This window comes from Kutzneria sp. NPDC052558, assembly GCF_044547355.1.
Taxonomy (GTDB): Bacteria; Actinomycetota; Actinomycetes; order Mycobacteriales; family Pseudonocardiaceae; genus Kutzneria.
In genome coordinates, this window is record NZ_JBIUAG010000050.1 from 1 (window position 1) to 14,134 (window position 14,134).

The 14,134-nt window shown below is 68.1% G+C and carries 13 protein-coding genes and 1 tRNA gene; 7 read left to right on the forward strand and 7 right to left on the reverse strand.

Features of this window, described 5'->3' with window-relative positions; all coding sequences use genetic code 11:
- Positions 1-195 precede the first annotated feature (195 nt).
- Positions 196-972, reverse strand: coding sequence for an IclR family transcriptional regulator (locus ACIG5F_RS45890; protein ID WP_396526569.1), 777 nt, complete (start codon positions 970-972; stop codon positions 196-198).
- Positions 973-1,355: 383 nt separating this feature from the next.
- Between ACIG5F_RS45890 and ACIG5F_RS45895 the strand changes: the two genes are divergently transcribed.
- Positions 1,356-1,430 (forward strand) — tRNA-Ile (locus tag ACIG5F_RS45895).
- 4 nt (positions 1,431-1,434) lie between these two features.
- On the opposite strand, the gene ACIG5F_RS45900 is transcribed toward ACIG5F_RS45895, so the two are convergent.
- Positions 1,435-2,631 (reverse strand): glycosyltransferase family 4 protein, encoded by a 1,197-nt coding sequence (locus ACIG5F_RS45900; RefSeq protein ID WP_396526616.1) that lies wholly within the window; start codon positions 2,629-2,631, stop codon positions 1,435-1,437.
- Between the two features lie 123 nt (positions 2,632-2,754).
- On the opposite strand from ACIG5F_RS45900, the gene ACIG5F_RS45905 reads away from it, so the two are divergent.
- A complete protein-coding gene (locus ACIG5F_RS45905; RefSeq protein ID WP_396526617.1) occupies positions 2,755-4,620 on the forward strand; it encodes a DNA/RNA helicase domain-containing protein in 1,866 nt (621 codons plus the stop codon).
- 28 nt (positions 4,621-4,648) lie between these two features.
- Positions 4,649-5,548, forward strand: coding sequence for a hypothetical protein (locus tag ACIG5F_RS45910; RefSeq protein ID WP_396526570.1), 900 nt, complete (start codon positions 4,649-4,651; stop codon positions 5,546-5,548).
- A 467-nt stretch (positions 5,549-6,015) separates the two neighbouring features.
- On the opposite strand, the gene ACIG5F_RS45915 is transcribed toward ACIG5F_RS45910, so the two are convergent.
- A complete protein-coding gene (locus ACIG5F_RS45915) occupies positions 6,016-6,888 on the reverse strand; it encodes a LysR family transcriptional regulator ArgP (RefSeq protein WP_396526571.1) in 873 nt (290 codons plus the stop codon).
- 68 nt (positions 6,889-6,956) lie between these two features.
- Here ACIG5F_RS45915 and ACIG5F_RS45920 point away from each other — a divergent pair, with 68 nt between their 5' ends.
- Both ACIG5F_RS45920 and ACIG5F_RS45925 read left to right on the forward strand, forming a co-directional pair.
- The gene (locus tag ACIG5F_RS45920; protein WP_396526572.1) at positions 6,957-7,568 is read left to right on the forward strand and encodes a LysE/ArgO family amino acid transporter; all 612 of its coding nucleotides are present in this window, start codon (positions 6,957-6,959) and stop codon (positions 7,566-7,568) included.
- 290 nt (positions 7,569-7,858) lie between these two features.
- The gene (locus ACIG5F_RS45925) at positions 7,859-9,352 is read left to right on the forward strand and encodes a TROVE domain-containing protein (protein WP_396526573.1); all 1,494 of its coding nucleotides are present in this window, start codon (positions 7,859-7,861) and stop codon (positions 9,350-9,352) included.
- 52 nt (positions 9,353-9,404) lie between these two features.
- Here ACIG5F_RS45925 and ACIG5F_RS45930 read toward each other — a convergent pair whose 3' ends face one another.
- Genes ACIG5F_RS45930 through ACIG5F_RS45940 form a run of 3 tightly spaced genes read right to left on the reverse strand, consistent with a single transcriptional unit; the run spans position 9,405 to position 11,272 of the window.
- Positions 9,405-10,532, reverse strand: coding sequence for a hypothetical protein (locus ACIG5F_RS45930; protein ID WP_396526574.1), 1,128 nt, complete (start codon positions 10,530-10,532; stop codon positions 9,405-9,407).
- Complete coding sequence (locus tag ACIG5F_RS45935) at positions 10,532-10,843, reverse strand: type VII secretion target (RefSeq protein WP_396526575.1); 312 nt, start codon at positions 10,841-10,843, stop codon at positions 10,532-10,534. The genes ACIG5F_RS45930 and ACIG5F_RS45935 overlap by 1 nt, the downstream gene beginning before the upstream one ends.
- Before the next feature lie 6 nt (positions 10,844-10,849).
- Positions 10,850-11,272 carry a YbaB/EbfC family nucleoid-associated protein gene (locus tag ACIG5F_RS45940; protein WP_396526576.1) on the reverse strand — a complete coding sequence of 141 codons (423 nt, stop codon included), beginning with the start codon at positions 11,270-11,272 and terminating at the stop codon, positions 10,850-10,852.
- Between the two features lie 135 nt (positions 11,273-11,407).
- Here ACIG5F_RS45940 and ACIG5F_RS45945 point away from each other — a divergent pair, with 135 nt between their 5' ends.
- Positions 11,408-12,265, forward strand: coding sequence for a hypothetical protein (locus tag ACIG5F_RS45945; protein WP_396526577.1), 858 nt, complete (start codon positions 11,408-11,410; stop codon positions 12,263-12,265).
- A gap of 7 nt (positions 12,266-12,272) precedes the next feature.
- A complete protein-coding gene (locus tag ACIG5F_RS45950; protein ID WP_396526578.1) occupies positions 12,273-12,578 on the forward strand; it encodes a hypothetical protein in 306 nt (101 codons plus the stop codon).
- On the opposite strand, the gene ACIG5F_RS45955 is transcribed toward ACIG5F_RS45950, so the two are convergent.
- Positions 12,554-14,110 (reverse strand): glycosyltransferase 87 family protein, encoded by a 1,557-nt coding sequence (locus tag ACIG5F_RS45955; RefSeq protein ID WP_396526579.1) that lies wholly within the window; start codon positions 14,108-14,110, stop codon positions 12,554-12,556. The genes ACIG5F_RS45950 and ACIG5F_RS45955 overlap by 25 nt on opposite strands.
- Positions 14,111-14,134 lie beyond the last annotated feature (24 nt).

The following is a 14,134-nucleotide window of genomic DNA, read 5'->3' on the forward strand; positions in this document are numbered from 1 at the left end:
GACGCGCCTGCGTCAGGACCGCATGGCCATTCGACCATCCCGCAGCCACCAAGATCACCATCAAAGATCAACGGTGGATCCAGGTTCAACGTCAGGAAGGGCCCCTTCATGACACCCCCAAACGCCCGGAAAGGCCCTTTCACCCAAGCACTGGACGCCAGTATCGGGCCCTTCCTCGCATTTCTGGAACCGGTTTCAGGAAAGCAGACGGGACAGTTCCTCGCCGCCGTGCCGGATCAGCGTCTCCAGCTGCCGGCGCCGTTTGGCGAAGTCCTTCACCGGCACCGACAGCGCCACCGCCGCCGTCGTGCGGCCCTCCGCGTCCTTCACCGGCGTGGCCAAGCAGGCCAGCCCCGGCTGGAACTCCTCGATCTCGGCGGCGATTCCCGTCCTCCGGACCACCGCCAGCTCGCGGTCCAGGTCCTCCAGCCGGGTGATCGTCCGATTCGTCAGCCTCGCCAGGCCCGCGCCGGCCAGGTAGTGTCGCCTCGCCGTCGGCGACATCGCCGCCAGCAGCACCTTGCCGAAGCTCGTCGCGTGCGCCGATCTGTCGAACCCCAGATCCAGCGGCTCCGCCTTCCGGTGCTCCGGCGAGTCCGCGACCTCCGCCACCACCAGCTCCTCGTCGCGGACCACCGCGTAGTACATCGCCGCCTTCGCCCGCTTGTGCAGGTCTCTCAGCGTGTAGGCGATCTCCGGGGTCACCGACAGCTGCTCCTGGAGGCTCCCGTGCAGCTCCGGCAGCTTGTAGCCCAGGCCGAAGCCCCTGGCGTTCTTCAGCCGTACCAGATATCCCTCGTGCACCAGTGTGTTCAACAGGTGGTACGTCGTCGAGAGCTTGAACCCCGTCCTCCGGGCCACCGCCTTCGCCGTGATCCCGTCCCCGCCGTCCGCCACCGTCTCCAACACCCGGAGCGCTCGCTGCACCGACCCGATCAGCCCACTCGGCGGCTTCGGCTGAGCGTCGGGCATTGGTCCTCCGGTCGCAAGGGTCGTCCCGCCGCCGGCAGCAGCCAGCGGCGGCATGGTGTCGAGCTACCGCTGACGCCGATGATCATTGAAGCCGCAACCAGGCCGGTCAAGGCGAAACTTTTCACATGCCGGCAATCGCCCCCATCACCTGCACCGCACTGCTTCCCTGTTGCTTTGGACCCCAATCGTGCCTCGCCACGCACCGCGACCCCGCCGGCACCAACCGCGACCACCAACGGTGTGGTAGCTCGACAGGTGAGAGCAGCACACTCATAACCTGTCAGGTCATGGGTCTGAGCCCACCCACCCGACCAGGGGACCGCCCACCACCCGCCTGCCGTCCGGCCGGTAGTCTGCCCACCACGCGCCATCCCCGGCGCCTTGGGGCGGTAGCTCAGCTGGTTAGAGCAGCAGACTCATAATCTGTCAGGTCGTGGGTTCGAGCCCCACCCGCCCTACCGTTCACGGCCTCCCCGTTCGGGCTTTGCGTGGCGCTTGGTCGATCGCGTCCAGGTAGGCCTCTGTTGTGCGGTGGGCGATGAGGTCGGCGTCGTAGCGCAGGGCGACGGTGCGGGCTTGGTGGCCGAGGGTGTCTCGGAGGCTGGCGGATGCGGCCAGTTTGGCTACCGCGTCGACGTAGTCGTTCGTGGTGGTGGCCGCGAGATAGGGCATCGCGGGGCTTGTGAAGACCTCGGAGAAGACCGGCAGATTGCTCAGGACCAGAGGAAGTCCGGACAGTGCCGCCTCAACCGGGGCGAGGCCGAAGGTCTCCTGGCGGGACGGGAACAGGAAGATGTCCGCCGCACGGTGGTACGTGGGAATCGCGGAGTGGGGCACGAGGCCTGCGAAGGTGACGTTCGGGGGAGCCGCGGCGATGGTTCGGCGGAGCTTTTTGCGATCGGCGGAGAACGCACCGAAAATCGTGTCGCCGACCCAGAGGAATTCCACCTCGGGTAATCGTCTGGCGACGTCGATGACCGTTTGCACGCCTTTCCGTGGCTGAAGCTGGCCGACGGTCAGCACGATCGTCTTGCTCGACGGGAGGGCGAGCAGCCTCCTGGCCTCGCTCCGGGTCGGGGTCTCCCTGGTGAACAGGACCGAGTCCACTCCGTTCGGGATGACGGTGATCCGGCTCGTCACGCCCAGTTCGCGCAGCTCCGTCGCGACATCCTCGCTCAAGGCGATGACGAGGTCCCCGTGGTTGAAGAAGAACCGCATGTAGCTTCTCACCGACCGTGCCAGCCTGGTCGCGCCTATGACGCTGCCAGGGAACGTGGCCGGCGTGACGTGCGCCGAGATGACCTTGACGCCCCGATGCCCGCGAAGCCGGCGCAGCGCAAGCGGCCCCGCGCTGTGCACGTGCAGCACACTCTCCGACCGCCGGGCGTTCACCGTCACCGGCAGTCCCAGCTTCCGCTGCGCCGACGCCAATGTCAGCAGGGCCGTGTGAACCCCGTGCCCCTGCACCGTGAACACGCTTTCCGAATAATGGTTCACTCGCCCGACCCGGCGAAACGGCTCGCTCATGAGAGGCCTGTCGCTCGACCACGGCAGTTCACAGCGGATCGAGAGTAGCCGTGCCGCCGCCCCTGGTGAGGCGGATCGAGCAGCGGACCGGGGGCAAGTTTGCTGCGGACGATCACCGCGGCCGCGGTGAATACGTCAAGGCCCGGTGATCGGGCGGTTCCGTACCGATCCGGCCATGCGTCACCCGATCGTGTGATACGGCTACTCGTCACGGCTGAGTCACGGGTCAGGCACTGGGGAGCGCGGTTGAGTCAGGTGGTCAGCGGCAGTGTTGCCGAACTGCGGCAACGGATGGACGACGGCACGCTGGTCGGCGAGCTCGTGCGGGCGACGGGATCGCGGCAGCCGGTGAACGCGGAGACGGGCGAGGTGGGCGCCTGGCGTAAGAGTCTCCCGATCCTCCTGGACCTGATGCGGCGGGCCGACATGGCGAACGTTCAGGTGGTCCTCGAACACCGGCTGCCGTACAGCCCAAAGCGGGTCGACGCGGTTCTCTGCGGCGTGCACCCGGGGACCGATGAGCCGTCGTACATGTTGGTGGAGCTCAAGCAGTGGTCCGGGCCGATCGTTGCGGAGGCCGGCGGCTTCCGGGTCAACGGCCTGGACAGTCTGCAGTTGCACCCGTCCGAACAGGTTTTCCGGTACGGCCGGCAGTTACTGGACTTTCATCCCGACCTCGCCCGCGCTCCGCACCGAATCCGTGGCATCGCCTACCTGCACAACGCGGAGGACAGGGAGTGCGCGGCGCTGAACCGACCCAAGTTCACCGCTCAGGATTACCTCGCCACAAAGACGAGGGTGTCGGTGCTCGAGGGCATGTTGCGACGGGCGCTGGACGCCACGGCGGACCATGCCACGAACCGGCGGGTGGCGAAGGAGTTGATCGACGCCAGGGCGGCGCCGGCGAAGACACTGCTGACGACAGCGGCCGGCATGTTCGAGAACCGGGGCGACTTCGTGCTGCTCGACGAGCAGAAGTTGGCCTACGACATGGTGATGGACGCGGTCGGGGCGACGCGGCGAGGGGACAACCGCAAGAGGGTCGTCATCGTGCTCGGTGGCCCGGGATCCGGCAAGAGTGCGATCGCGATGTCCCTGCTGGCGAAGCTGGCTCGGACCGACGCGAAAGCGGTGCACGCCACCGGGTCCCGAGCCTTCACCCAGACGCTGTGGAAGCGGGTTGCCCGCGGTGACAGCCGGGTGAAGTCTTTGTTCGTGTACTTCCGTGACTTCAGGGGGCACCGCAAGAACGAGCTCGATGTCGTGATCTGCGACGAGGCTCATCGGATTCGGGACACGCGCGCGACCAGCGGCGACCAGCGGCTGCAGATCGAGGAACTGATCGACGTGGCCAAGGTGCCGGTGTTCCTGCTCGACGAACGCCAGGTCGTGCGGCCCAACGAGGTCGGGACCCAGGAGTACATCGAGAGCGCCGCGACGGCACGAGGGTGCGACGTCGAGGTGGTTCGGCTCGAGGGCCAGTTCCGGTGCGGTGGCTCCGTCCTGTACGACGAGTGGGTGCGCCGCCTGCTCGGTCTGTCCGACGAGCCGCCGGTCGTCTGGTCGGACCTGGTCGCGGGTACGGGCGACGAATACGTCGTGCGCACCGAGGAATCCCCCGCGAGCCTTGAGCAATGGCTCCTGGACCGCACGCGGGAGACCGAGTACACGGCACGGATCGCCGCGGGTTTCTGCTGGCCCTGGAGCGATCCGGTGTCGAACGGCCGAGGCGGCCGTCGCCTGGTGGACGACGTGGCCATCGGGGATTGGCGGCGGCCGTGGAACACACCCGACGGCAAGCAGGTCGACGACGCGCCGCCGTCGGCACTGTGGGCGTCCGATCCCAAGGGCTTCAACCAGGTCGGGTGCATCTACACCGCGCAGGGATTCGAGTACGACTGGGCCGGCGTGATCTTCGGTGAGGATCTCGTCGTCCGGGACGGCCGGTGGGTCGCCCAGCTGGGCAAATCCCGGGACAGCGTCGTCAAGAAAGACGAGGCCCGGTTCGACGAGCTTGTCCGCAACACCTACAAGGTGCTGCTCACCCGGGGCATGCACGGCGTCTGCCTGCACTCGATCGACGACGAGACGAACGAGTTCCTGCGGAAGTACTCTCGATGAGAGTTGGCCCGGTGGAGGTGGAGGCTCGGTGACGCGAACCGCCTATGTCTATGTGCCCAGGAACTCGGCCCACAACCTGGAGATAGGCCTGACTCGGCGGGTGTGGGGCTGGGAGGACGATGCGCTGTCCAAAGCGGACGGCAAGGAGATGGCCGGTTCGCTGGAGCCCGGTGATTCCGTGGTGTTCGGACATCGCGGACCGAACAGTCGGGTCCAGCCGGGCGGGTGGAAGGACGTTCGGCTCGACAAGGTCGTGTTCGCCAAGGTCGCCCGGTCTCTCTACCGGTCCGACGAGTGGGTGTGGCCGGACCGTCCGTACCTCTGGCGCATCGATCTCGAATACGTGGGCGAGGAGGAGCAGGTCCACGGCCTGGCGCTGGGCGAGGTCGGCATGGAATCGCTGCGGCTGTCGGCCAACAAGCAGGGAACCCCTGTCGTCGCTTCGGCGCCTGACGGGTACGAGAACGTCGTGGCGGCGGCGCCCGAGGTCGACGAGGAAGACGCCTTTCGCTTCGACGGGCCGGTCGACGGCAAGCGGTTGATGGCGTATCGGCGGGAGCAGCGACGGCTGAAGCAGTTGAAGTTCGGCGAGGCCACGGAAGTCACGTGCGACCTCTGTGGACGAGTGCTGCCGCGGCGGTTCGTCCGGGCCGCGCACATTAAGCGGCGGGCCGACTGCGCGTATCCGGAGCAGCTCAAGCCGGAGAACATCATGGCCGCCTGCGCCCTCGGCTGCGACGAGGTCTTCGAGCACGGCTACATCTACGTCGACGACGAAGGAAAGATCAGGCCCGGTCCGCGCTGCGACGTCTTCCCGGCGGTGGCCGACTTCGTCAAGCTCACCTTCGCCGACCGGGCGTGCGGTGCCTACGGCGCGAAGAGCAAACCGTTCTTCGAGTACCACCGGGGCCAGGCGCTGGCCGACTGACCACAGGCCGGTTCAGGGACTTTCGAAGGACTTCCCGAGCTCGGCGAGTATTCGATCGGCATGGGCGCGGCCGATCTCGGTCAGCTTGAGGTCGGCGTCCGGATCCCGCCGAGACGCGGCTCACGGCCCATCGGACCTGGTGCTGGTGGTCAGCGAGACCGGTACGAGCCGTGTCGTGCGCTTGCGGCCCGTTGCTCGCCGGCGACTGCTCGTTCGTATGACCCTGAATCGCCTTGTCTGACCTGGCCGTCACGGCTGACCTCTATGTAGCAGGTTGTCTTCTGTCCGTAGGGAAAGCCATCCCTGATGCTGAGGCACTACGAGGCTCGGTCACTCGCTCTCCCTACCGGCTCGATTTCCTGCCCAGCCATCGGTATTCCGGGCCCGGTCGTGGGCGTTCAGATGCTAGTCCGGAGCTCATGAGGATGTTCCCTTTTTGGGCTTGTGTTGGCGATTCGTGCTGGCTGTCAGGCCTGCACGAGGGCGGTGGCGGCGGTGGTGGCTACGGACTGGGCGAGGGCGGCGAGGGCAGGGGAGTGGAGTTTCCATTGCTGCCAGAAGAGGGGGACGTCCATGTGGCGGGTGGGGGCGAGGTTGACGAGGGTGCCGGCGGTGAAGGCGGGGAGGGCGTGGGAGAGGGGGATGAGGCCCCAGCCCATGCCGGCCGAGACGGCGGCGAGGTAGGCGGTGAAGGAGGGGATCTGGTGGCGGAAGGGGCTGGCGCCGGAGGGAGGGGCCTGGTCGGGGCCGGCGGAGGCGAAGCGGTCCTGGAGGGCGTCGTGGCGGTCGAAGTAGATGACGGGGGAGGTGGAGAAGGACTGGAAGGGGAAGGAGGGGGAGGCGCAGGCGAGGTAGCGGAGGGAGCCGAGGGGGCGGACGGAGCAGCCGGAGACGGGGTCAGGGGTGGAGGTGACGGCGGCCATGACGAGGCCCTCGCGGAGGAGTTGGGCGGTGTGGCCCTCGTCGGCGCGGTGGAGCTCGAAAGCGACGGAGGGAACCTGGGTGAGGGCGGGGAGGAACCAGGTGGCGAGGGAGTCGGCGTTGACGGCGATGGGGAGGCGGGTGGGCTGGTCGGCGGTGGTGAGGCCGAGCTCGGCCTGGGCGTCGAGGGAGAGCTGGGTGAGTTGACGGGCGAAGCGGACGACGACCTGGCCGGAATCGGTGAGCTGGATGGGTTTGGTGCGGAGGAGGAGGACGCGGCCGGTGCGTTGCTCCAAGGACTTGATGCGTTGGCTGACGGCGGAGGGGGTGACGTGGAGGGCAGCGGCGGCGGCGTCGAAGGTGCCGGCGTCGACTACCGCCAGGAGGGTGCGGACGTGGTCGGCGGGCAGGTCGGTCATCACGGGAGGTAATGATACGTAAGAATCATTAGCTGGACTGTTGAGCAGCGCAAACATAGCGTCGGGGCATGACGAACGTGGTGCTCGCGTTGGCGGCGGGCTTCGGCACCTGCATGTCCCTGATCGTGGCGATCGGTGCGCAGAACGCTTTTGTGCTGCGCCAGGGCATTCGACGGGACGCGGTGCTGACGGTGGTGGCGATCTGCGGGGTGTCGGACGCGGTGCTGATCAGCCTGGGCGTGGGGGGAGTGGGGGTGCTGGTGCAGGCGTGGCCGGCGGCGGTGACGGCGGTGGCGCTCGTCGGCGGGATTTTCCTGCTGTGCTACGGGTTTCTGGCCGCGAGGCGGGCGATGAAGCCGTCGAGCATGTCGGTGGAGGGGGTGACGACGGGGTCGCGGAAGCGGGCGGCGTTGAGTTGCCTGGCGATGACGTGGCTGAACCCGCACGTGTACCTGGACACGGTGTTGCTGATGGGGTCGATCGCGGCGGGGTATGGGGCGCTGCGGTGGGATTTTGCGCTGGGGGCGGTGTTGGCGAGCGTCTCGTGGTTCACGGCGATCGGGTTCGGGGCCCGGCTGCTGAGCTCGCTGTTCACGAAGCCGGCGTCGTGGCGGGTGCTGGACGGGCTGGTGGCGGCGACGATGGCGGTGGTGGGAGTCAGCCTGCTGGCCGGTGCCTGATTAATGCGTCGCGGAGAGTCCAGGGAGAGATCTACTCTTGCGGAGCACTCCCGGTGCGAAGTCCAACGGATACTTCCTAGTAAGAAGACAAACGCCGTGGGACGCCATGATCTCGGGAGTGCGGGTCGCGGGTGCGTCCGGTGCGCAGGCGACGGTTACTTCTAATCGACAGGTCGCGGGTTCGAGTCCCGCCCGGGGCGACCCGGTAGCTCAGTGGGTAGAGCAGTTGGCCACACCGTCACCGACATTGATCTCGGACGCGTCCGTGATCGCCGAGAGGGGGTAGGAAAATGGCGAAGTTCAACGTTCTGCGGCGGCCGCGGACCCATGAGGGTGGCGCGACGGTGAAGCGCGACGACAAGCGGGAGCTGTTCCTGCTCGCCGTGGCGAACATGGTCGGCGAGTCGACCTTCTACGAGACCTCGGACCAGCGGGATGGCCGGTATGCGCAGCTCGTGCGGGCGGTGACGGTGGCGGACCCGGAGTGGACGGCGCGCCTGCTGGCCTGGCTGCGCGGCACGGCGAACATGCGCTCGGCGGCGATCGTCGGGGCGGCGGAATTCGCGTACGCGCGTGACGAGCCGGGCTTGACCCGCCAGGTCGTGGATTCAGTGTTGCAGCGAGCCGATGAGCCGGGGGAATTCCTGGCCTATTGGCTCAAGGAGCACGGGCGGGCGATTCCGAAGCCGGTGCGGCGCGGAATCGGTGACGCCGTGCGCCGTCTTTACGACGAGCGATCCCTGCTGAAGTGGGACAGCGAAACGCGGGCTGTGCGAATGGGTGACGTGTTGAACCTGACGCACCCCAAGCCGGCGGAAGACGGCCAGGGTGCCCTGTTCACGCACGCCCTCGACCGCCGTTACGGAAACGTGGCGGAAATTCCCGCGAGCCTGCCGGTGGTGAAGGCCCGTGAGGAGTTGCTGGACTGGCCGGTGCAGCGACGCCGCGAGCTGTTCAAGGGTGACGCGACGCCGGTGCTGCGGCAGGCGGGCATGACCTGGGAGTCGGTCGCCGGCTGGCTCCAGGGCCCGCTGACGGCCGAGGTGTGGACGGCGCTGATCCCGACCATGGGCTACATGGCAAAGCTTCGAAATCTGCGCAACTTCGATCAGGCAGGTGTGCCCGATGAGGTGGCGGCGAAGGTCGCGGCTGAGCTGGCGGACCCGGAGCAGGTGACGCGGTCCCGGCAGCTGCCGATGCGGTTCCTGTCGGCGTTTCGGGCGGCCCCGTCGCTGCGCTGGGCGTGGGCCCTGGAGAAGGCGCTCAACGCCAGCCTGGTGCACGTGCCGAGCCTGCCGGGCCGCACGCTGGTGCTGGTGGACCGGTCGGGATCGATGTTCTACAGCAAGGTTTCCGCGCGGTCCGAGCTGACGAGGGCGGACGCGGCGGCGCTGTTCGGGACGGCGATCGCGTTGCGGGCGGCCAAGGCCGACCTGGTGCAGTACGGCAGCACGGCGCACCGGGTCGAGCTGCGGGAGAGCGAGTCGGTGCTGCCGGTGGTGCGGGACCGGTTCGACAGCCTCGGCGGCACGGACACGGTGGGCGCGCTGCGGCAGTTCTATCGTGGCCACGACCGCGTGGTCATCGTGACCGACGAGCAGCACAACGGAAACACGCTGCCGGCGTCGGTGGTGCCGCGGGAAGTGCCGGTCTACACGTGGAACCTGGCCGGTTACGAGTTCGGCCACACCGAGAGTCGGTACACGTTCGGCGGCCTGAGCGACGCGGCCTTCGGCATGGTGCCGCTGGTCGAGGCCGGCGGCCGGGAGGCCTGGCCGTTCTGAGACGGAAGGCGGCTCGCCACGGCGAGCCGCCTTTCCGCGCGGGCCAAGGGAATCACTCGGCCAGGCTGCCGGACTTGCGGGGGAACTCGACGGCCTTCTCGGCGTGTTCCTCGGCCTCTTCGGTGTGCTCGTTGGCTTCGTGGCTCTGGCGGCCCAGTTCGACCGGGGCCAAGGGGAACTTGTCGTGCTCGCTGCCGGTGGTGAACTGCTCGCCGAGCGCGTCCTTGATGGTGTCCGGGACGACCTGCTTGAGGGGCTCGCCCTTGTCGACCGACTCGACGATGTCCTTGCTGGACTTGGCCCGCACGAAGGCCTCGGCGTCCTTGCCGAACTGGCGGCCGGACTCGGTCGCGGCGTCCTTGCCGGCCTTGACCCGGCCGGCGAACTGGCCGGCGTCCTTGGCGAAGCCCTTGAGCTTGAGGGCCAGGGACTCGATGGCGTGGCCGAGCTTGCCGAACTTGCCCATCAGCTGGGCCAACTGGTCGAGGACCTTGGCGATACGGGACGCGCACTTGCCGGCGAGGATGCTGCCCTCGGCGACGGCGTCGACGATGAAGGCGGCGACCGAGGCGCCGAAGGTGCACCAGGAGCTGGCCAGGGCGATGATGGCGCGCTCGATGAGCTTGCCGATGAAGGTGGAGATCAGGTCCCGGATGATGCCGCGCTCGGTGCCGACCAGCACGCCGCCGAGGGTGATGCCGCCGGCCGCCCCATCGGCGGCCTCGGCGAAGGCGGACAGGGACTCGGCCAGTTCCTTGCCCTTGGTGCGGTAGTTCTCGCCGGCCCCGCTCTTCCACTGGGGAATGTCGGCGTCGATGGACTTCTGGTAGTCCTCGCCGAGCTTCTTCATCTCGGCGCCGATGTTGGTCCAGGTGGCGGCCTGGGCAGCGATCTCGCCGGGGTTGCCGGCCAACATGTCCAGCGGCTTGCGGAGGAAGTCGAGATGCTCGATCAGCCAGCCGACGCCGGCCGACAGCAGCGAGCCGAGCGGATCCTCGATGACGCCCAGAGTGTCCAAAGCGGACGCCGCGCCGTCCATCGCCACGCCGAGCGCGTCGCCGTTGGCGAGGTCCTTGGCCGTGTTGGCGACGTCGGAGATCATGCCCGAGCCGTCGAATCCCGAGGTGGGGCTCTCGGCCGGCGCCTCGCCCTTGAGGTCGGGCAGCGTCTCGGTCGCCATCACATGCCCCCTTCGATGCCACCGAACAGGTCGGCGTTGTCGCTGTCGGTCTGGTGGTAGAGCTCGGCGGTGGCGTCGAGGTTCTTGCTCACGCCGCGCGCGGCGTCCACAGCGGACAGCAGATTGGCGGCCTGCTGCTGGGAGTTCGGCTTGATGAAGGCGGCGAAGGCCTGGCCGACGATGCCGAACGTGTCAATGCCGAAGTCGATGCCCTGCGCGGTCCGCGCGCAGTTGGCGATCTGGTCGGCGATGGCGTCCACGTTCTTGGCGTGAGTGTGCAGTTCGGACACTTCGACTTCGATGTCAGACACCGGTGCTCACCTCAGGATCGGGCCGTTGTCGTCGTTGTCGTCGTCCCACGCGGGCCGGGTCGGACGCTCCGGGGCGGCGGCCGGGGGCTCCTCGGCCGGCGGGATCTGGCTCTCCAGGAAGGACATGGCCTCGCTGTCGCCGATCAGCGGCTTGACCGACTGCGCCATCTGCTCGGCCACCTTGCGGTGGGCCTCGCGGGCCGTGCGCAGGATGAGCTGGGCGAGCTGGGTCGAGCTCAGGCTGTCGGCCTTGGGCGACAGCTGGAGGTCCTGGAGCGCGCCGGTCGGCCCGACGGTCACCAGGACCGCGCCGTCGGCGCTGCGCGAAGAGCCGGTCGCCGAATTGACCATTTCTTTAACCTGCTCGGCGCGGGCGAGCCGGTTCTGGATGTCCTGCTGGTAATCGCGCAGCCAGACGTTCGCGTCCACCCAGCCCCCTTTCATGTCGAAAAGCTGGAACCCGTCAGATCAGACCACGCCGGGCGGCGATCGGTTCCCGTATCCGCCAAAAAATCTTCGTGACCTGATGGCATGATGGGGCGGTCCCCGACCGAGGAGCCAGCCATGTGGTGGATTTCCGCGCCGCCGAGCCCGATCTCGCCGCAGGCGCGGGCGGCGCTGGCGCGCCGGTGGGCCGTCGTGGGCGTGCTGCTGTCTCTCGCCTTCGTCGTCATCCCGTTGGTCATGGCCGGCGCCGCGACCTACCTGATGGTCCGCGACACTGCCGCCCGTGGCCTTCAGTGGACGGCGTTCGTCTCGGTGCTGGGCGCGTGGATCCCGTTCCTGGTGCTGCACCGGTCGCTACGACGCGAGGGTCTGCTCTTTCCGACGACGTGGTTCTTGACGGCCCTGATGACCTGCACCGTTCAGGTTTTCATCGGTATCAGCCCCGCCGTCGTCTACGAGCCCCGCTCGATCAGCGACTCCGCCTATCTCGTCGGGTTCGGCCTGGACGCCGTGGCTGTGGTCCTCGCGCTGGCGGCGACTGCGGTGCTGCTGGCCGGGAAGCCCCGTGAGCTGGCGGAGACGACGTTCACCGTGGTCTGGAAGCTGCGGTCACGGCCCAAGGGGACGGTGGAGCTGGAGAAGACCAGGCTGCACTGGTCGATAAGAAGCCCGCTGTACAACAGCAGCGCCACCGCCCGCGGCCAATACGCGCTCGGCGACCTGGCTGTCACGCCTTCGCCGTTCATCCCATCGGCGGACCGTATTCAGTGGACGGTCGCGACCTCACGGCAGAAGAACATTCCCGCGCACACCGATCCTGGGCCGGGGGTTCTGCTGGGTGGCGGCGGACAGCCTCGTCAGCAGATTCCGTTGGACAAAGCGGACGAACTTGTTGATTTCGTTCAGCGGCGGGTGGCGTTCTATCGGCAGGCGGCGCCGGAATTGCTGGCCGTCAAATCGGACAAGAAAGGCTGAGTCCGCCGTGCGGATCGTCTCGTTGCTGACGGCCAGCGAGATCACCGAGCGCATGGACAGCCGGGAGATCTCGGAGACGGTGCACCACGGGTCGGGCATCTACACGCTGGACACGGACCTGCTGCTGCTGATGCCCTGCGGGTTCCCGCCGGCCAAGACCGAGCAGGAACTCAAGCGGCTCAAGGGATTCGACGCCGCCGACCGAAGGTACATCGTGGACGGACCGGCCTACTTCAACCGGCCGGGCCCACGGGTGGTCGACGGCGTCGAACTCCTGGCCGAGCTGTTTCACGGAGTCGAAGCGGAATCCTGATCGGCCGATCCCGGGGCCACCGGCACGGGCTGCTGGTCGGCCGAGTCGGTGGCGACCGCGTCCTGACTGGTGGGCAAGGGATCCTGGGCGGGAGGCGCGGCGTCGCCGTCGGTCAGGACCGGCTTGCGGAACTCCTTGACCGCCACCCAGATCGACAGCACCAGGGCGCCGAGCATGGCCGTGGCCAGGATCCGCATGTCGATGAACGACGGGTTGACCGAGCCGCCGCCGAAACCGCCGCCACCGAAGCCGCCCGAGCCCAGGCCGCCGCCACCGCCGGGCCGACCGGTGCCGCCGCCGAAACCGCCGCCGCCATAACCACCACCGGCGCCACCGGGGAAGCCGCCGGCGCCACCACCGGGAAAGCCGCCGGCGCCGCCAGAACCGGTGCCGCCGGGCGGCAACGTGGGACGGGCGCCGGTGCCCCCGGCTCCGCCACCGAAACCGCCGCCGCCACGCCCGCCGCCGCCGGCACCGATCAGGAACGGCAGGTACGCGAAGAACGACGCGAACTGCTCCAGCACCGGCAGCGCCCACAGCTTGCGCGGCAGGTAGAACGCCGCCACCACGGTCAGGGCGTCGGCCAGGAAGAAGTACCGCTCATGCATGGCCGGCAGGAAGTACGGCACCAGCAGCACCGAGACCGTGGCGGCCAGGATGATCCGCGTCGCCGACAGCTCCACCCGCCGCCACCACACCGCGACCACCAGCGCCAGCACCAGGAATCCGGTCAGCAGGATGCCGGCGATGCGCAGCGCCGAGGACGTCACCGACGGGCCGAGGTACTGATACACGTTGGGGGCGTTCAACGTCAGCAGCTCGAAGGTCCCGGTCTGCGCCACGTACACGGAGACCAGCTGCGAGACGCTGGTGCCGATGATCAGCGCCGGGATGTCCAGCACCACGTACACCAGCGGGATGGCCAGCAGCGACTTCCACGGCAAACCCTTGCGCAGCACCAGAATCAGCAGCAGCGGGAACAGGAACACGGTCTGCAGCTTCAACGCGAAGGCGATGCCGATGAACGCGCACGCCAGCCACGGCCGCTTGCGCAGGATGAAGTACACGCCGCCGACGGCGAAGGCCGCGTACATGGCGTCGGCCTGGCCCCACATGGAGGCGTTGACCACCACGGTCGGCAGGAACAGGGTGATCGTCCCGGCCAGCACCGGCCACCACTTGCCCGGGTAGCGCAGCGCCACGATCCGGTAGACGAACCAGCCCAACAGGAAGTCGAACAGCGCCGACACGATCTTGATGCCGATCAGCGGCGTGACCGGCAGGTAGCTCAGCGCGGCCAGGATGTAGAGGTAGGTGACGTTGTAGTTGGCGAAGCTGATGTCCTTCAGCGCCGCGAACCCGCCGTTCTGGGCGATGTGGTCGTACCAGGACAGGAAGATCCGCCCGTCGCCGGTCTCGTAGTTCAGGAACGCCATCCGCAGCGCAGCGGCGGCGATCACCACGACGGCCGCCACGCCGATCTTCAGTCCGACAGATCGGCGTGGCGGGGCCTCCGGGGCCGCAACAGCCATGCTTGTTGGTCCTATCCGCTCGTG